Below are 18,426 nucleotides of genomic sequence, written 5' to 3' on the forward strand. Positions count from 1 at the left end.
TTAGCAGAGCAGCATCGCTTATTGTTAATGGCTGCCTAAAAACCCAAAATTCAGGTTAATAAAGTGTTTCGTCATTGCAATATTAGTAGAAAAAATAGTAGTTTTTACTTCTACTTCTTCTGGTTTATTTTCCGATTTAATTATAATTTGATTTGTTAAAGTAGAAATTGGTAAAGACATGAAATCTTTAATTTTTGTTTTTATTTAATTATATACTTTGAAAAAATAAATTCAATTAAATTTATTTGTTAATTAAAATTCAATTTTATTTTATTTATTTAAATTATGATAATAAACATTTATATTTTATAAATAAATTGTTGTTTTTACATTTATTTGTTTTATGAATATGCTCATGATTTATAATTAATTAATTTTGATATTTTATTTAGATAAATTTTTTTTGATTATTTATTAAAATTGAATATTAATTATCTTTTCTGTTAAAAATTAAATTTATAACTTTCCTATGTTTTTAAAATAGTTCGTAATTTAAAGAAAACTCAATACAATATACACTCTCGTACCTTGACATATTTGGTAGTGCCAAATAGGTAAGACTATTTCAATAAACTAACTAATTAGGTAGACTAATTATCCTAACTCAAGCGAAGAAGAACAATGAGATGTACACACCTACGGCTCGGGTTTGGTAAAGAGGAATGGTGATATAAGACAATAAAAGCAAAATTTTCACTGTTTAGAGCATGGCAAACAGTGGAGCGAAAACAATAAAGCCAAAATTTCAATCCCTTCACTTAATCGGTTTACAATGATTTTGTAAACTTGAAGCACATTAGAAAAATTATTGAGGGGGATCTGGCATGATATCAAGACTGATGCCTAGAAAAATTTATGTAACGACGTTTAATGGATGTGAGATTAAAGTGTTAGGATTTTAGTAGCAGCTGCAACAAATTTTTTAACAAATTAGTTATTTGCAATTTACATTAAATATGTAAGTTTAAATCTTTATCTTTTTAACGAACAGACACAAATTTTAATCGATAGTATGAAGATCAATTATTGAATTCGGATTTTAACTCCCTTATAAGGTCAAAATGTTGAAGAGGAGGCTCTTGAAGTCTTAATCCCATGATATTCCGCAATAGTCATTTCACCTCTATTATTGGCACGTAATTTAATAAATCCACAATTACCTACATGCCATCTGAGTTCACTTTTAAAATCCAACTGATAAAGAACTGAGCGTAATAATCCTCCGTGGGAAGACAGCAAAATTGTAGAGCCTAAGTACAATGGAGAGATCTTTAAAACAAGCGTAGACAAGCGATTGAATACTTCTGCATAATTTTCAGATATTGAATCCCACTTGTAGGCTAAAAAATCTTCTTGAGTGAAAGAATCAATTTGACTGTTCTTTTGCAACCAATTTTTTAGGTCATCTATTGATTGACCTTCCCACTCGCCTAGCTGTCGCTCTCTTAAAACAGCTGTTTCCTTTATCTTAATATCTTTTGATTCGAGAACAATTTCTGCCGTTTGACGCGCTCGGCTAAGATCAGAGGAAAAAGCTGCTGCAAAATTAATGTGATTCAGTTGCTTTTGAAGGTTCCGAGCTTGGATCTTACCTGAGCTGTTAAGAGAAATATCGATATGCCCTTGTAATTTTCCTAACATGTTCCAATCTGTCTCTCCATGCCGGATTAAATAAATATCGCAAAATAAATTTTTATCTACCATTGATGTGCCTTTTTAGTACTTTAAATAGGGCTACTTTTTACAAAAGCATAATAATTGTGGCATTCCTTCCCGTCATTTTTTCTCTCCGATAGGAAAAATAATCGTTTGGATTTGTAAATGTACTTAATCTTGCCACTTCGATGTGATGAAAAAGAATTCCCTCTTTTTGCAATTGATACTCCGTTAATGACCAAAAATCAAAATAATTTGGTTTAAATTGAAATTCCCAAAATTCTTCAGGGAATTCATTTTTATAATGAATAAATTCTGATTCCTCAGGGCCAAGACTGGGGGAAATGCAAACAAGTAAATTTTTAGGATCAGATCCAAACCGATCTTTCATCTGCGTAATAGTTTTTGCATAAATATTTTGTACACTGCCTCTCCATCCAGCATGAACATTCGCAATCACGTGATGTTGAGGATCATAAAATAAAGCAATTTGACAATCTGCATGGGTCATCATTAAAGCAATACCTGGTGTTGCGCAAGTTAAACCATCTGTCAACAGAATAGTTGGAGGAGAATCGATCTCCACTGGAGCGACTTGATGGCCATGACAAGCATGCCCATGAATCATTTTAAATGTATGAGGAGTGCCATTTTTTAGACTGTTTTCAATCAAGCTACGATTTTTTTCAACTGAGATTGGATTGTCTCCTACAGAATAGCTCACATTCAATTGATTAAAAGGTTCAACACTATATCCCCCTTTACGAAGAAAAACAGCATGTTTTAAGTGAGGAATATCTGTTAAAAGCTCAAATTCTAACCACTCGAGCCGATCTTCTTTGAAATGTCGCATCATTTAACCGTAGTAGGATTATTATTATTATTGAAGAGTAAAAAAATTTATGAAGAAAAAGGCAAAACTTTGCGGGGTAACAGACAAATGCTATTGACTTCTGTGATCTGCTAATTTATAAATTTTCTCAAACTTCGATTGAAATAAGAGATAACGTCAGTATTTAACCCTTAAGTTGAAAAATATGAAATTTAATTCTTTCCTTCTTTTTCTTTTACTTCCTATTTGCTTATGTGCATCTGATTGGACTTTAGAGGTTCGAGGCGCTTATTTTCAACCCTCTTCTAAACAATTTAGAAAAGTTTATTCTTCTTGTTTAATTGACTACCAAGTCGAAACATCCAAACGCGTTCACCCATTCTTTGAAGTTTGGGCAGGGATCAATTGGATGAATAAAAAAGGAAATTTGCGCGATGACTATAGCATGTTTAAACAAAAGAATCGAATTTATATTCTTCCCCTCACTTTAGGCTTTAAGTTTACCTATCCTTTAACAAATTATTTAGATATTTATACGGGAGTAGGAGCTTGTTATTCATTTTTGCATATAAAGCATCGCTGGGAAGATTTTAGTCGAGACAGCAGCTATTCTTCTTACTTTTCTTCCTTAAAAAAACATATTTCAAAGCACGGAGTAGGAGTTGTTGCAAAAGTTGGTTTAAGATGGACAATAGGACCAACGACGTTTATTGATCTATTTGCTGATTACTTTGTCCAACAATTTCATTTTTCACGCAAACATGATTTTAATGGGAATCATGTTTGGAAGCACTTAAATTGTGATGGTTTGAAGTTAGGGGCTGGCTTTGGGGTCTATTTCTAAGACCTCTTCATTTTTCAATTAGCCAATGTTGCTGAGCCCAATTTTGGATCCATTTTTGTAGATGATTGCAAGCTTGCTCGTAAAGTTTTGTACTTTGCTGTTCAATCTTTTCGCAAGCTTTTTCAAGGCTTATGCCTTGTTGAAGAAGTTGAAGTAAGAAAAACTCTCCTTCTAATACCTCTCTCCACGCTAATATATTTTTTTCAGTACGATAAAGAACGTAGTAATGAATCTCTTCTTTTTTAAGTAGGGGAATGCGGTGATTCGTCCAATAATGGATATCCTGTTTTATTAATTCTTCTCGAAATAAAAATAAATTAACATTCCAATTAAAAAGATGAATATGAGGCTGAAGAAAAAGTGTTTTACTTAAAATCTCTTCCGGATTTTGTTTGGTGAGTTCTGAGAGATTCAAAGGAATATGCTTAGAAGCAATCCAACTAGCTGTAAAAGCCCAGTCAAGTTGAACAGCTTGTTCTATCAGTGAATGATCCGGTCTCTTATAATTTTTAGAAATCCAGTCCGGTAAACGCTCTCCTACTAATGATAATGCCCAGTGATTGGGAGGACATTCCGATAAATAAGGGATGGCAATTTTTTCTTTAAATATTTTGCAACCTGTCAAACGTACAAGAAGCGGAAAATTTGTATAAAGTATATTAATTAATCGCCACCAGTATTGTTGATTATAAATTTGTATGCATTGATGAGGAAGAAGCGTAGGGCTTGGAGCAATATAGTTTTTTGCTTCCTCGGAGATTAAATCTCCGTTTTTAGTTTTATAATGAATCGTATCATTTTTTGCTAAAGGTGTAGTAATAACATTTGCAAACCATTCCTGGATTAGTTGAAGATCTCTTGGAATATTTACTTGTTTACAACTTGAGTTGGGAATTCTATTCATTTATCCTCAAACAAAGTTGACTAAAGAAGGAGGTAAAGGAGAAGAAATATTTTTTTGAAATTGTTTGGCTTTTAAAGCTTCTTTCCAAGTTTCTTCAAAAGATAAAAGATTGTCATCCCATTCAAGAAGAGTAGAAACTCCTCCAGTCAATGGATAGATTTCTGCATATAATTCCCAGACTTCATCTCTGACGGGATGATCGTGTGTATCTAAGACATAATCTCCAAAATCTTGGTGGCCTGCTAAATGAATTTGAATGACTCGTTCTAGGGGAATATTTTGATAGTAAAGTTTGGGATCAAATCCATGATTTCGACTAGAAACATAAATATTATTGACATCTAGCATCATGTAAATGTTTGCTTTTTCTACGATGGCAGCATAAAATTCCCATTCTGGCATTTGATCTTGTGTAAATGCCACATAAGAAGAAAGATTTTCTAAAGCAAAAGGAATTTCTAAATAATCTTGAACAATCCGAGCTCTTTCTGCCACATAATCAACGACTTCTCGTGTATAAGGAAGTGGAAGTAAGTCATGGTAATGAGCACCTGGTTGGTGTCCCCAACATAAGTGATCAGAGACCCAAGGAGTTTTTGTTAGTTTAGTGAGCGCTTTGAGTTTTTTTAAGTACGCGTAATCAAGAGGAGCAGAACTTCCAATTGCCAAGGATACCCCATGTTGAACTACTGGATAGCTTTCTAAAATTTTTTGTAAATACTCTAAAGACTTACCCTCATCTAACATAAAATTTTCACTGATGATTTCAAACCAATCGATTTCTGGCTTGAATTTAAAAATATCTTCTAAATGGGGAAAACGTAATCCAATACCAATGCCTAAATTTGGAATTTGACGGGGTGCCATTTTTTGCCTATCTAAAAAGTCATTGAACGTGTCTTGTCAGCTTTTAAAAATGTTTAGAAAAAATAAATGTGCGCAACCACTATTGGCACGCACATGCATCTATTTGACAAAACAGATTAACGAACCATTACGTCTGCTTTTTCAGTTCTTTTTTGCGCTTCTTTAACAGCCAAATTCTTATCACGGTAATTATCTTGGCTAGCTAATTGAATTGCTAAAGCCTTACCTTGAGTACTTAAGTTATCATAGATCTTACGTGTTTCACCGTTAAGTGAACTCACTAATTGCTCTTCAGAGATTGTATTAGACACTGCAGATGTTGCATGGTTATAATCAACTTCTTCTGCATTGTTATAACTGTGATAGCCATTAGCGTTTGATTGATACTGCGTACCCGTTTGAGAATAAGAATGATTAGAGCTATGCGCTGCATTCCAGTCATTATTCTTGCGATTTGGAGTGCTTACACTATCATTTCCTGGACTTGTGCTTGTCCCATTATAAGTATTGCTTATATTTTCATAGCTACTATTTGAATTCATTTGGTATGAATTATTATTCGCATCATAGGAATTTGTGCCAGTAGAGTTGTCAGCAATTTCTCTTTTGCCTTGTGTAGGATGATAAGCTCCACAGCTAGCCGCTGCAAGTAATAACTCTTGCGAATGTTGATCAGCTTGAGCGACAATAGGCAGAGCTGATGCGAGCATCAGAGCTGCTAAAGCTGATTGAGTTAGACCTTTCTTCATAACTTTCCTCGCATAATTTAATTTGTAATTATTTTTTAGTCGTCGGATTTGTTGTTACTCCGTCACGTGTATTCATCCCATTGGGGTTTTTGGCATCTATCGAATTTGTTGTCGTTGGTAACGTATTCCAGTTACTATTAGTATTAGATGTAGCATCTGCTAGATTTGAATTACTAGACCGGTTATAGTTGTTTTTAGCTGTATTACCGTTGTTATTAGATGCTGTTGTGTGATTTGAATTGTTTAATATGTTGTCTATTTTTGCACTTGTTTCTTTTGGAGGAGGGGTAGCTGCACCACAACCATGAGAACCGTCGCTTGCACCGCAACCTGCCGTCGCAAGCAATGTCTCAGAAATTACCCAACCGTCAGTCGCTGTTCCATCTGTTGCCTGAGCAGTAACAGGGCTAGATGCTAATACTAAAGCTGTAAAAGCGGCTTTCACTAATTGTTTTTTCTTATTTTCCATTTTTTCCTCCAAAAAGTTAATATTTTTGTTCTCTTATCTCTTTATTTGATAATAAGTATCTAAATTAGCTTTGATATTTCGATCATAATACCGACGATCAGTTTTATAAGTGCCATTAGGGGTGCTATGATATCCATTGCTAATTCCAGAGCCGGTACTTGTTCCCGAATAGCTGCTTATCCCAGAGGGATAATTCCCTGCATTAAAACTTGTATTGTAATATCTATTAGAACGGTTCGCTCTGTCAGAACTTTGTTTTGAACGACAAGAATAGCTAGTTTCAGACCCTCTAGAATGTCCTTTATAAGAGTAAAGGCTATTGTCACATCCATACGAATAATTATCAGCTAAATCACTCTGAGTAGAATGAGATTGAGAATCAAAACTCACTTGATTGTCACAATCTCCCTTGATTAAGTTGGGAGAATAGCTTGAAGCTTCTTTACAATTTGCTTGTGCATTAATGGATTGAACGGAGGCTAATAAAAGCGTTGCAAAAACAACTTTTGCTAAATTTTTAATTTTCATAAAGCCTCTATGGTATAATTAAAAGAGGGGATAATTCACTAAGTATTTTTTGAATTTAACCTGACCATAAAAGCAATAAGAATTTTTTGTCCATCATCATTTGGAAATTTTATCCGATAAAAAGTGTTTTTCTTGAATTGATAATCGAAACTATTTAATCATTAATCTATTTAAAAAAATTTATAATTATTTTATTATATTTATAATATTAATTTAATTTATCTAATAAAAACTGTTGTTATATTCGATAAATTTTGAAAAAGGTTTGTATGGTTTTTTCTGCGAAACAATCTATTCCATTATCGTTAGCTCCGTTACTGGCTTTGACATGGTTAGCACATTTTTTTATTGATACAATGCTAGGAATTTGGCCTGTCTATAAGTCGATGGCTCAATTAGATTTCGCCAAAGCTGGCCTTGTCGTTGCAGCAGGAGCATTTATTGGGGAAGGAGCTCAATTATTTTTTGGAGCATTTAGTGACAGAGGTTATCGAAAGCATTTAATGATTTTAGGATTGCTATTAGTGGTTGCTAGTACACTTGTAGTCCAATTTAGTCATTATGGGATTTTATTTTGTCTTTACTTATTTACCTGTTTAGGTTCAGGTAGCTTTCATCCTGCTGCAGGCAGTTTAATGGGAAGTTTGATTCCAACGAGGCGAGGCTTATTAATGGCTATTTTTGCTTCAGGGGGGAGTTTAGGACTTGCTTTTAGCCAACTAATTTTTTTATTTGTGTATAAAAATATGAATGGACAAACGTATTTACTAGCCATCCCCGCCATTATTTTGAGCTTTTTTTTGATTTTTTATCGTTTTCCCGTGATACAATCTGTTCAGCATACTTTAAAGAAGGGGATTTTAAGAGATTTTAAGGCTTTTTTTTGTCATATTCCTTTGCGAATGCTTTATTTAGCACAAGTGGCCAATCAATCCATTTTATGGGGGATGATTTTTATTTTACCAGATGCTTTAAAAACCCTAGGTTTAGCCGAATGGATTTATTATGGAGGAGGGCATCTATGCTTAATTTTGGGTGGAGCATGTATGATGGTGCCAGCTGGCTATTTAGCTGATAAATACTCTCCTCGGCAAGTCATCTTATACGCTGGGATAGTCAGTTGTGCGACTTTTTATTTTATCTTGTTTTTTGGAAGTTTTTCTATGTGGCTTTCTCTCCTATTACTTTTTATTTTAGGAGCTTCATTGACGCTTGTGAATCCGATTGGAATTGCGCTTGGTGTACGCTATGCACCTGGGCAGGCAGGATCTATCAGTGCTTTTTTAATGGGGATGGTTTGGTGTATATCTGAAGCAATCGGTCCAGGATCGGTTGGGTTGATGACAGCTTTTTTTGAGAATTATGCACCTATCAAAGCGTTGGCTGTGCTTGGTTTACTATTCCTCATTCAAATTTATGCAACATTCTCTCTTCCAAAAGAAGAACAAGAATTAGTTTTTTCTCCTTGTTAAACAATCTTCATTTTTTAACAGCTATTTCAGAAATTTGGTTTAGCTCGATGTGAATGAGGAGTTCCACATCGAGCTAAGATGGACTTAGAAAGAATGGGACAATGCTGCGTTGATTCCAACCGATTCCCATTTAAGTTCATCTTTACGGGTATGAGATTTCAACCATTTATAATCCAAGGAAATCTTTCCATACCAACAATTAGATAAACAAAAAGTTGTTCCTAAATTTGTATTGAAACCCCAAGCCCAACGATTACGATGGTAATGGTCAACAAAATACACACCTGTCCAAGATTTTCTTTTACGGTGGCAACTATCTAAACAGTGGGCTTCTAATTCTGCATAGAGAGTCCATTCTTTATCAAGGGCGTAGGCGATATCAGTGCCTAAATAAAATCCATACCAGTTAAAACGGTAAGTACTTGTCTGTCTTGATACATTAAGTCCCAGTTTATTGGCGATAATGGGGTTTGAGTCACTGGATGGTTTTCCAAAAGGATTAGAGTCATTACCATAGAGTGGGTTAGACGAAGAGATAGGAGAAAAATAAGACAAAGAAGAGGAAGAATCTTTTTTTCCTTTAACTCTTAAATGTTGGCGATGAAAAGAAAAACCGATTAAAGGAACCACATTCAAACGTCCGTAACAGAAACTTAAAGGAAAACCTGTGGCGATGTCAAAGTCGTAGACTTCACTTCTTTTTTTAATAGGATCATGTGTATTTACTAAAATATCTTTGTTCAATAAGGGTGTATCCAACTGAAAATGCTCTCTTGCTTCTCCTTTGAAAGATGTGCCGTAGTCAGCAGATAAGCGCACATAATATTTTGAGCCGATCCATTTTGCTTTTGCATAAGCCATGTACAACTCAAGTTTTTTAAATTGTATATGGGAATCCACATTTCCAGAAATCTGATCCAGCTCTAAATTTTTTAACTTCCAATTCAGCTTATCTCGTCTCCAACCTACACCCATTTCCACACTTTGTTGACAACTTGCAATACACAACGTAGATAAAGTCGTTAGGCAAATGGCCATCAAAGCGACCAGAGATTTAAACATGAATCGTCTCCTTTTCAAATTAACGCGAGATAGATAAATTTCTTACGCTCGCCTGGAATTAAACATCTTTTGAATACATCACTTGTATGTAGAGTGCTAAAATAAAGCAATAAAATTTCAAAAATTTAAATAGATAATCACTTTTTGAAGTTTATTAATGGGATAAAAAAACTAAATTATAATGAGAATTTCTTTATTTGAAGACTGGCTTACCACTGCAATAAGAACAACAAGATTTGCACTCTAATAAATTGAAAAGATGAATTATTTGTCATCTCAATCTAATCAATTTCAAATCAGAGTGGAAAAAGCGAAGTCATTTTTATTATTCTAGTTTATGAATGAATAACGCTGTAGAGAAGAATGCCCTATTTTTCTGCTATTAATGAGTTGAAGTTTTTTTAAATCGTTCAATTGAGGGGAAAAACGACTGTCTTCTTCAATAAAAAGAGTTCCTTTTTCTGCTAGTAAGTCACTTGTATCGATGCAACGGATAATTTTCTCGCTATAAGAAGGCTCGTTTGCATAGATCTGTTTAGCATAGGGAGGATCGGCAAAAATGATATTAAAACGTTTTTGTTGTTTTTTGAGGTATTCTAAAAGAGTAAATACTTCTCCATATAATAGTTGACATTGTTGTTCGACACCTAAAAGAGAGGCATTTTTTTGCTGACATTTTAAGGCTTCTTTGCTGGAATCAATAAAGGTTACTGATTTGGCTCCTCGACTTAAAGCTTCAAATCCTATCGCTCCTGATCCAGCAAATAAATCAAGAAATGCTGTTTCTTCAATAAAGTTTTGACAAATGTTAAAAAGAGCTTCTCTTAAGCGACTAGCTGTTGGACGTGTTAAATCGTCTTTAGGAGTTACTAAGCGTTTATGGCGATATAGTCCTGTAATGATATACATAAAGAAATCACTCAACATTAAAATCTATAATTTTATTCAAACCGGAAGAGGTGGTGATAATCAGTCTGTAATGTCCTTTTGGCCAGCCAGCTGATGGAGGAGTAAAAACAGACATCAATAGGGTATCTCCCTCTTCTTCAATAATTGCTTTCGCCGGGATCGATGTCCCACTTTCTAAATGTTGAAGATTTAACTGAATAACACTGTTTTTAGCCGCATTAGCTATTTCTAGATCAATATAAAGATCTTTCAAATCCCCTTTAAATTCTGTTTGTGGATGATCAATGGATCCTTCTTTATTAACTGAAGATCCTAAATGATAAGAACCAAAACTCATTTTTGTTGTTTGCAAATGTTTAGGATTTTTTTTTGCATGCTGACGAGACTCTTGAGCACCTTCTTCTGGAGATAGGATTCGCATACTCCAAACTTTCCATGCGTTGTCTTCGTAAACAAGATAATACTTAACATAAGTGGTCAGGTGATTTGTTTGCAGAATGACAGCAAGTGTTCCTATTCCATCACTTACTTTCCGTTTATGATATGAGGCTGTTTGATAATCCTGTAAAATGGAATAACGCTTCACAAAATTTTCAAATTCAATTTTTGAAGTTGTTTCTTTGAATTCCTCTGCAGAATATTCTTCATATGCCTTCAAAAGTTGATTATTTTGAATTAATTGAAGTTGGTTTTGAACAACGTTAATTAAGTCTTGAGCATTTGATAAAGTTTTTTCTGTATAGGGGCTTAGTGATTGAAGTAAGCGGATACTAAGAATTTTCCATTTATTATCTTCCTTGATCAATCTGTATTCTACAGGAATATTAATGTGGTTTTGAGTGGAGAGGTTTCCTTTTAATGTACTTACATTATTTTTAATGGCGCGTTGCGTAAAGTGAGCAGAGTGATTGTTTAAAAAAGCAGGATAAGATTCTACAAATTGACGATATTGATCTAGCGATGTCGCTGCTTGAAATTCTTTTGAAGTATATTCGTAATAAGCTTTAGAAATCTCGTTATTTCTAAGAGCCTCTAATTGTTTATCAATGACATCGACAAGAGTTTCTGTAAATAAAATCCCTCCCGTGACTCCAACGAGTAATAAAAAGGCTACCCCAATTAAAATTTTAAACCAAAGAGGCATTTTTTTCTTTTTGACGGACTGAGAAGAGGGAATTGTAGCAGACGCGCCAGAAATACTTTTATGAGAAGGGGTTCCACAAGAAGGACAAGTTTGATCATTTTTACCGATTTCAGTGCCACATTGCGAACAAAACATAGCGTCATTTTCCTTTGTGAATACAATTATCTGAATATAACAAATTTTTAGATCGCGTAGGCGCCATAAAAATGGATTAAACTTTCTGCTTTTTTATAGTTCGATTTTTTTAAAATTTCGTAAATTTGCAGCCCTTTAGCGTTTAAGCCCTGTTCAAAATAAAGTTTACCCAGTTTAAATAAGGTTTCTTTATCCTCAGGACATAATTGCAAAATAATTTCATATTCTTTGATTTCTTCTTCGGGCATTTGAAGATCATGATAACTATAAGCTAATTGAGCATGAACCCATGGATCTTGAGGAGCATAATCACTTAAAATTTTAAATTCTTCAATAGCTCGTTCGGCAATGTATCTAAATTTTAACTGAAAAGATTCGTTGTATTTAGTGGCTGGCAGCCATCGGTCGTCATCTAAACCCTCTATAGTTCTAGGATCAACATACAGTCCAGATAACATGACATAAGCATTAGCAAGTCCTGTATGAGCTTCTAGATCAGTTGGTTCAAGTCTAACTAACTTGATGTGCTCTTCAATACATCCTTGAAGCAATAATTCTTTCATCGTATGAACATCTTGCCAATGAACCCAGCAACTTATTTTTTCGATCATCGGAAATAAAAAATTTAGTCTAAAAGGAACTTGGTAGATGACATATTCTTTACCGTGTAAATCTGCGGCTAGTCGACAACAGGCATAGGCAATAGTGAGATGATATTCTGGAGAATCTTCTAAATCTTGAATATTTAATTCACATGCATGAATAAAATCAGATTTTAAATCCATTAATTGCTCTGTTTTCCGACTCTCAAAATAAACTTTCAGAGTAAAGTAAGAAAAAATTGTTGCCACAATTAATGCTAAATGAATTGCTAAAACAAATGTTTGCGCTAAAAAAGTGAGGTGGATAAAAAAATAAATTATTTCCGCTGAGAGTAAGCTGAGAAAAAAGATATTAAATAGGGTATAGGATTTGATAACACGTAAAAATTGTTCTATTGCAGGCTCCATCAAAGCTTGCGTACGATTTTTATAAAATTCTCTATCAAATTCTAGTATAATTTCTTTTTCAGCAGCCATAACCCTCTGATTTTCCTGATATCTAAGAAATTTTTATATCATTAGTTGACAAAATTTAAACAAATATTTTTTGAAAATTTTTATTATTCGGACAATTGAGGCTGAGAAAGCAATTTTCCTCGATAGCTTTGTTGCAATTCTTCTTTATCAAATAAAACTAGCCCTAAAAAAACTATTCCAAATGAAATATAAAATGGCCAAGTCACTACCTCTTCTAAGAAAACCCATCCAAATAGTGCTGTAAAGAGAGGAGTTGTGAAACCAGCAAAAGAAATAAAAGTTGCTGAGTATTTCTTCAATAAAGTTCCATAAAGATTATAACAGATAAGATTGGAAATCAAAATGAGTAGGAAAGTACATTCTAAATAAATGGGTATGTTTGTAACGGGAATAGGTGACCAATTTTCAACCAATAATGAATGACAAAGAGCAAATGCGCCCCCTATAAACATACTTGTTCCATTAGCGGTTATAGGAGAAAGATTATTTTCTTTAACTAATTGCATCAGAACAATCCATCCATAAACACTGCAGATAGCAGCCATCATGACAGATAATTCTGCCCAAGAGAAAAATAACAGATGGCCGGTTGCTTCCTCCGAAGATGTTTGATTCATTAAAATAGGCAGAAAACCCATAAATCCAATTAATAATCCCATCCATTTTTTTGTTGTTAATTTTTCTGAGAAGAGGGTGTAGCAAAACAAAGCTGATAAAAATGGAGATAAACTATAAATGAAACATGTCTTGAATGATGTGAGATATTTTAATCCCCAGAACTCAAAAACATTTGTTAAATAAATGTTAAAAGCCGCAAGTTGTACAATACGCCACCAAGTTTGCTTATCAAATGAGAAGTGTTCCTTATTCACAATTTTTTGATAACCTAATAAAAGGCATCCAGCTAATAACATTCGGGTTCCTACCAAGAAAAAAGGTTGAGAATATTCCAATCCTGTTTTAGCAATCGTGAAAACACTTGCAAATAAAGCATACAAAAGAATGACGTAGAACATAAAACCTATTAATTCATTTCATTTATTAATATAAACGGCAGAGGTTGCAAGATTGTTTTTCTTGCCTGATCCTTTGCTTTAGAGTTTTTTTGGATAAAAATTTTCTTTAATGAGATTAATTTCGAAAAATTTATATTCAGTATATCCTTCTTCAAAAAAAAAATAAAGTTAAAAGGGTTAGTTCTCTAATAAAATTATCATTCTATAAATCTTTGAAAACAAACTATTTAATAAATAAAAATTTTAAAAATTTTCAATTAAAATTAAATTTTATTTTATATTAATGAAATAACACATTTATATGATTTAAATTTTTGTTATAATAAATAATAGATGTATTTTAAATGTTAGCTGTAGTTATCAAATGGAAATAAAAATAATTATAATAAAAAAACTTGAATATTAGAAAAATTTAAATTATAAAATACCAATTCAGTACGCGGAGCTATTAAAATGCAAAAAACAAAAATATTGCTTATTGAAGATGAAGAGGATATAGCCTCTTTGATTAAACTCCAGGCAGAATTGGCTGGATATAAAGTCCATCTGGAAATGGATGGATTAAATGGTTTTTTGGCTATAGAAAGAGAAAAACCAGATGTTATTATCCTTGATATTATGCTACCTGGATTAAACGGACTAGATGTATGTCGTAAAATCAAAAGTAATCCTGATTTAGAAAATATTCCTATTATTATAATTTCAGCAAAAAGCGAAGAGCTCGATGTTGTTTTAGGACTTGAGCTAGGTGCGGATGATTATGTCGCTAAACCATTTTCTCTAAAGGTTTTATTTTCACGTATTAAAGCTGTTATGAGACGTGGAAAAGAAGGAGAAAAGGAAGCAAAAACATTAGTTTTTGGCGAATACACCATGGAAATCGATCGGTATTTGTTGAGAAAGAAAGATAAGTCTATTGCTTTAACCCTTTCTGAATTTGGAATTTTGAGACGCTTACTTCTTAATCGTGGAAAGGTATTGACTAGAAATCAATTATTAGACGATGTACAAAATGACGAAGCCTTTATCATCGATCGTAACATTGATGTGCATATTGCCTCTTTGAGAAAGAAATTAGGTCCTAATTTTGATGGTATTGAAACTGTCAGAGGGGTAGGTTATCGTTTTAAAGACGATGAATAAGATAAATTAAAACTGAATTAATCCTTTGCAGGATTAATTCAGTTTTTCTCGGGTATGAGAATGTGGGTTCTAAAACTTATTATTTTTAGCTTCTTTTTTTTATCCTTTACAACTTCCTCACAAATAACTTTTGAAGAATTACAAAGCGAAAATTATTTTTTCGTGCCTGAACAACCCGTTCAAATCAAAGGCTTTATTTATCAATCTCCTGAGAATACCTTTATACTAGCTTCTCAACCTAATTTAAAAAGTTGTTGTATTGGCAATTCTCATCAAGTAGCACAACAAATTTTTTTGAAAGGAATTGATAAAATTTCTACTAATCAAATAGTGACAGTTCAGGGGATATTAAAGTTACAAGCGCAAGAGGAAGGGAAAAAATTAAGGCAATTTTATATTTTAGAAAATGCAGAAATCATTTCTCAGAAAGTCCTTCCTTTTTGGACGGTAATTTTTTGTTTCATTTTTATCATTTTTTCTTTTTTCGTTTCTAAGAAGAAACAAAAAACATAACTTTTTCAAGGCTTATGCCTTTGCCTCCCAGAAAAAATCTTGTTAAACTCAAAATTTAGGTTTAAAAAGCCGTAACGAGAATGATTCAATTTAGAACACTTCTTAGATATCAAAAAGTATTTTAAACATTAAATGAACGACACTCGATTTTTAAAGGTGAATGAATTTACCTTTATCTTTAATGGTCGTGTGACTAGGAATGAATTCATCACTAGAGTACTGATATATTACTTTTTCCACATCAAGTATTCTGTTTGCTGAATATTTTTCAGGATTTCCACTTTTTTAAAAGTTTTTAAAATAAGTTTCCCATCTTTTAGGTAAGCGTTAATTTGATTGACAAAACCTAAGCTGTTTACCATAGCTCATCGTTGCCACAAGGTTAAACTACAATTTCATATAATTAACTGCTTGTAAACTATTTATTTGAATAATGTATTTTCTTGTATATAAATATTAATTTTAATTAATGTTGAATTTGATTTATTTAAAGCAACCAGAGAAATAAGAAATGTTATTATTTCTGCAGGGAATATTCAATTAAATTTTCTAATAAAATGCGATAATTCGGTTTTTAATTGACTGAACTCAAATAGATTACGAATGAATTACTTTGTGCAATTCTACTAAAGGAAGAGGAGATTGAAACAAATATTCACCAAGTTGGCGAAATTTCTCTGGATCATCTGTGACGAAATATTGGTGAATTGCGTGTTGATTCGAATGGACAAGTTGATGACTTTCTAAAAGTTTTTTGACGGTTTGGGCACAGGTCAAGGCTGAATCTATAATTGTAACAGATGGGCCCACTATTTCTTCAATAAGGGGTTTAAGTAAAGGATAATGGGTGCAACCAAGCAAAATAGTATCGACATCTGCCTTCTCTAAATTTTTTAAATATTCTTGAATAATGAGTTTTGAAGCAGAATGATAGAGAAAACCTTCTTCAACGAGAGAAACCAATAGAGGACATGCAATTGGAAAGATAATCGCATCAGGAATTAGTTGATGAATTGCAGATTGGTAAGCACCAGATTCAATGGTTCCTTTAGTTCCTAAAACGGCTATACGTTTGTTACGTGTTGTTGCAGCTGCTAATTTAGCCCCAGGTTCAATGACGCCTATGATTGGGAGTTGAAAGAGTTGTTTTAATTTTGGAAGCGCTAAAGCTGAGGCTGTATTACAAGCAACCACCAATACTTTAATTTGCTTTTCAAGTAGAAAAATAGCATTTTCAATGCTATAGCGAATAATTGTTGCTGCGCTCTTATTTCCATAGGGTACTCTTGCTGTATCCCCAAGATACAAGAGGTTCTCCTGGGGCAGCAAACGAATCATTTCTCGCATGACTGTTAACCCCCCTATCCCTGAGTCAAATAAACCAATAGCATGAGAAGAAGCAAGGTGATTGAATGCCATAGATTAAGGAAGTTTAAGTACTTGTCCGACCACAATAAGATCAGAAGTTAACTGATTACATTCTCTCAAAATTTTGACAGTCGTTTTATTAGCCTTTGCAATTTTTTCTAAACTATCGCCGGGTTGGACCTTGTATGTTTTAGATGAATTTATCACTTGTTTGTTTGCAATTTCTTGTGTTGCTGTTTCTCTTGCCTGCCAGACATCTATGAGAGAATGCAAAGCTACCTCCAGGCTGCTAATATGCTGATCCTGTGCTTCAAGGATTTTCTCAACATCAATCAATTTTTGTTTATATTGAGCTAAAACATTTACCGAATCATTGGCATGATTTTTTAATTGTCTAAGATCATTCATCAAACCGTTGACAGCTTTATCAAGAGTATCAATTTTCCCTTCTAAATTAATACTCATCGCTCGTGTATATTCTCTTTGCCCCTCTAAATCATCTACAATTTGTTGACGAATTTGATCAAGTGAACTTTCTTGATTATGCAATTTGTTTTCAAAAATGCGTATCTCTGCTTCATGATTACTTAATTCGTGTTTAAGATCGGCTAAACTATTCTTAAATCGGATTGTATTATTATCAATAACTGGACGAGTAGATTGTTGATTAGGCAAGTTAGAATGTGCCGAGTAATTTGGATAAGTTGCACTCATGCAATTTAAAAGTGGGAACATGATTAGTGTTCCCATAAGAAAAGAAAATTTAACGTTCATAAATCTTGAACTCTACGCGACGGTTTCTAGACCAACCTTCTTCATGTTTTTCTAAGACGACGGGTCGTTCTTTCCCATAAGAAATGGTAAAGAGATTATCTGGATTAACATCTTCACTAATCAAAAGATTACGAACGGCATTGCTACGACGGGAACCTAGAGCCAAGTTATAAGCTTGAGGTCCTCTTTCATCGGTATGCCCTTCAATAAAAATATAAACATTTGGATGGCGACGCATGAAATCAGCAATTTGATGAATTGTTTGTAAATTTGCCTGACCTTTAATCATACTGCTATCATAATCGAAGTAAATCGTTTTAAAAATGGCTGCGAGTTGGGGAATCATGCAAGGATCTTGAAAAGATTCAATACTCGGAATGGAACTACCTATTTCACCAGGCGTTTCTCGAGGTTGGCGAGCAAGGATATCAGCCATTGCAAACTCATTGTTGGCTTGATCTTGTAAGGGAATGAAGTCTGCGCGAGAATAATCACAGTCTTGAAAACCTCCTTCTTGATGACTATACTCATCATCTACGCATTCAAAATCGTTTTTTGAATGAATTTGGCGAGAGTCGCCATGTTTGCCGCCAAGAGCCCTTACACCACGGTTCATGTGCCGGCCAGCTGATTTTGTATCTTCCCAAACATCGCTACCATTTCTTGCGCAACTTTGAAGTAGACAGGCAGACCCTAATAAGGCTACTAAATAAAAAGAATATATTCTCATAAGATTTTCTCCGGAAATTAGAGAGAGCTCATTGAAGTTTTGTAAGTGAAAAACAGTTTCTTTTTGAAATTTACTCTATTTGCAAAAAAAAAATTTTGAATGAATTTGTAATTAAATTTTTGAGAAAAAATAAAATATAACGTTAAAAAAAATTGATCATAAAAGCTTCAAAAAAAACATTTTAGCAAATTAATGAAATCTCGAAAAAAGTCGAACTTAGTTTAACAAAAAT

At 33.4% G+C, this 18,426-nt stretch carries 19 protein-coding genes and 1 pseudogene; 5 read left to right on the forward strand and 15 right to left on the reverse strand.

Going from position 1 to position 18,426, the window contains the following annotated elements:
* Positions 1–731: 731 nt before the first annotated feature.
* Positions 732–934: pseudogene (locus tag TY19_RS25435) on the forward strand (IS982-like element ISPasp3 family transposase); the annotation flags it as partial.
* Between the two features lie 122 nt (positions 935–1,056).
* Here the strand turns inward: TY19_RS25435 and TY19_RS25440 are convergent.
* Positions 1,057–1,704 (reverse strand): histidine phosphatase family protein, encoded by a 648-nt coding sequence (locus tag TY19_RS25440; protein ID WP_042281978.1) that lies wholly within the window; start codon positions 1,702–1,704, stop codon positions 1,057–1,059.
* A gap of 37 nt (positions 1,705–1,741) precedes the next feature.
* On the reverse strand, positions 1,742–2,512 hold the full coding sequence (gene pgeF, locus TY19_RS25445; protein ID WP_042281980.1) for a peptidoglycan editing factor PgeF: 771 nt from the start codon (positions 2,510–2,512) through the stop codon (positions 1,742–1,744).
* Between the two features lie 181 nt (positions 2,513–2,693).
* Here pgeF and TY19_RS25450 point away from each other — a divergent pair, with 181 nt between their 5' ends.
* Positions 2,694–3,332 (forward strand): hypothetical protein, encoded by a 639-nt coding sequence (locus tag TY19_RS25450; RefSeq protein WP_042281983.1) that lies wholly within the window; start codon positions 2,694–2,696, stop codon positions 3,330–3,332.
* Positions 3,333–3,339: 7 nt separating this feature from the next.
* On the opposite strand, the gene TY19_RS25455 is transcribed toward TY19_RS25450, so the two are convergent.
* The 5 genes from TY19_RS25455 to TY19_RS25475 all read right to left on the reverse strand — a co-directional run bounded on the left by TY19_RS25455 (position 3,340) and on the right by TY19_RS25475 (position 6,849).
* The gene (locus TY19_RS25455) at positions 3,340–4,236 is read right to left on the reverse strand and encodes an HvfC/BufC family peptide modification chaperone (RefSeq protein ID WP_042281986.1); all 897 of its coding nucleotides are present in this window, start codon (positions 4,234–4,236) and stop codon (positions 3,340–3,342) included.
* A 6-nt stretch (positions 4,237–4,242) separates the two neighbouring features.
* The gene (bufB, locus tag TY19_RS25460) at positions 4,243–5,103 is read right to left on the reverse strand and encodes an MNIO family bufferin maturase (RefSeq protein WP_042281987.1); all 861 of its coding nucleotides are present in this window, start codon (positions 5,101–5,103) and stop codon (positions 4,243–4,245) included.
* A gap of 116 nt (positions 5,104–5,219) precedes the next feature.
* Entirely contained in the window at positions 5,220–5,852 is a 633-nt protein-coding gene (locus TY19_RS25465) for a hypothetical protein (protein ID WP_042281989.1), read from the reverse strand.
* A 28-nt stretch (positions 5,853–5,880) separates the two neighbouring features.
* Positions 5,881–6,333: a hypothetical protein gene (locus TY19_RS25470; protein WP_148300663.1), complete on the reverse strand. Its 453-nt coding sequence runs from the start codon at positions 6,331–6,333 to the stop codon at positions 5,881–5,883.
* A 21-nt stretch (positions 6,334–6,354) separates the two neighbouring features.
* On the reverse strand, positions 6,355–6,849 hold the full coding sequence (locus tag TY19_RS25475; RefSeq protein ID WP_042281992.1) for a hypothetical protein: 495 nt from the start codon (positions 6,847–6,849) through the stop codon (positions 6,355–6,357).
* 269 nt (positions 6,850–7,118) lie between these two features.
* Here TY19_RS25475 and TY19_RS25480 point away from each other — a divergent pair, with 269 nt between their 5' ends.
* Entirely contained in the window at positions 7,119–8,321 is a 1,203-nt protein-coding gene (locus tag TY19_RS25480; protein ID WP_011176406.1) for an MFS transporter, read from the forward strand.
* Between the two features lie 84 nt (positions 8,322–8,405).
* On the opposite strand, the gene TY19_RS25485 is transcribed toward TY19_RS25480, so the two are convergent.
* The 5 genes from TY19_RS25485 to TY19_RS25505 all read right to left on the reverse strand — a co-directional run bounded on the left by TY19_RS25485 (position 8,406) and on the right by TY19_RS25505 (position 13,666).
* The gene (locus TY19_RS25485) at positions 8,406–9,383 is read right to left on the reverse strand and encodes a hypothetical protein (RefSeq protein WP_042281994.1); all 978 of its coding nucleotides are present in this window, start codon (positions 9,381–9,383) and stop codon (positions 8,406–8,408) included.
* Between the two features lie 330 nt (positions 9,384–9,713).
* The gene (gene rsmD / locus TY19_RS25490; RefSeq protein WP_042282077.1) at positions 9,714–10,292 is read right to left on the reverse strand and encodes a 16S rRNA (guanine(966)-N(2))-methyltransferase RsmD; all 579 of its coding nucleotides are present in this window, start codon (positions 10,290–10,292) and stop codon (positions 9,714–9,716) included.
* A gap of 7 nt (positions 10,293–10,299) precedes the next feature.
* A complete protein-coding gene (locus TY19_RS25495; RefSeq protein WP_042281996.1) occupies positions 10,300–11,571 on the reverse strand; it encodes a DUF4864 domain-containing protein in 1,272 nt (423 codons plus the stop codon).
* A gap of 47 nt (positions 11,572–11,618) precedes the next feature.
* Complete coding sequence (locus tag TY19_RS25500) at positions 11,619–12,650, reverse strand: tetratricopeptide repeat protein (protein WP_039360516.1); 1,032 nt, start codon at positions 12,648–12,650, stop codon at positions 11,619–11,621.
* 83 nt (positions 12,651–12,733) lie between these two features.
* Positions 12,734–13,666 carry a DMT family transporter gene (locus tag TY19_RS25505; RefSeq protein WP_042281997.1) on the reverse strand — a complete coding sequence of 311 codons (933 nt, stop codon included), beginning with the start codon at positions 13,664–13,666 and terminating at the stop codon, positions 12,734–12,736.
* Between the two features lie 453 nt (positions 13,667–14,119).
* Here TY19_RS25505 and TY19_RS25510 point away from each other — a divergent pair, with 453 nt between their 5' ends.
* Entirely contained in the window at positions 14,120–14,809 is a 690-nt protein-coding gene (locus TY19_RS25510; RefSeq protein WP_042281998.1) for a response regulator transcription factor, read from the forward strand.
* A gap of 60 nt (positions 14,810–14,869) precedes the next feature.
* Positions 14,870–15,322, forward strand: a complete 453-nt coding sequence (locus TY19_RS25515) for a hypothetical protein (RefSeq protein ID WP_052354884.1) — start codon at positions 14,870–14,872, stop codon at positions 15,320–15,322.
* A 597-nt stretch (positions 15,323–15,919) separates the two neighbouring features.
* Here TY19_RS25515 and murI read toward each other — a convergent pair.
* Genes murI through TY19_RS25530 form a run of 3 tightly spaced genes read right to left on the reverse strand, consistent with a single transcriptional unit; the run spans position 15,920 to position 18,194 of the window.
* On the reverse strand, positions 15,920–16,741 hold the full coding sequence (murI, locus tag TY19_RS25520) for a glutamate racemase (protein WP_042281999.1): 822 nt from the start codon (positions 16,739–16,741) through the stop codon (positions 15,920–15,922).
* 3 nt (positions 16,742–16,744) lie between these two features.
* Positions 16,745–17,425 carry a LysM peptidoglycan-binding domain-containing protein gene (locus tag TY19_RS25525; protein ID WP_226988509.1) on the reverse strand — a complete coding sequence of 227 codons (681 nt, stop codon included), beginning with the start codon at positions 17,423–17,425 and terminating at the stop codon, positions 16,745–16,747.
* A gap of 28 nt (positions 17,426–17,453) precedes the next feature.
* A complete protein-coding gene (locus tag TY19_RS25530; protein WP_039360502.1) occupies positions 17,454–18,194 on the reverse strand; it encodes an OmpA family protein in 741 nt (246 codons plus the stop codon).
* Positions 18,195–18,426: the final 232 nt, after the last annotated feature.

The organism is Candidatus Protochlamydia sp. R18 (assembly GCF_000648255.1).
GTDB classification, from domain to species: Bacteria; Chlamydiota; Chlamydiia; order Chlamydiales; family Parachlamydiaceae; genus Protochlamydia; species Protochlamydia amoebophila.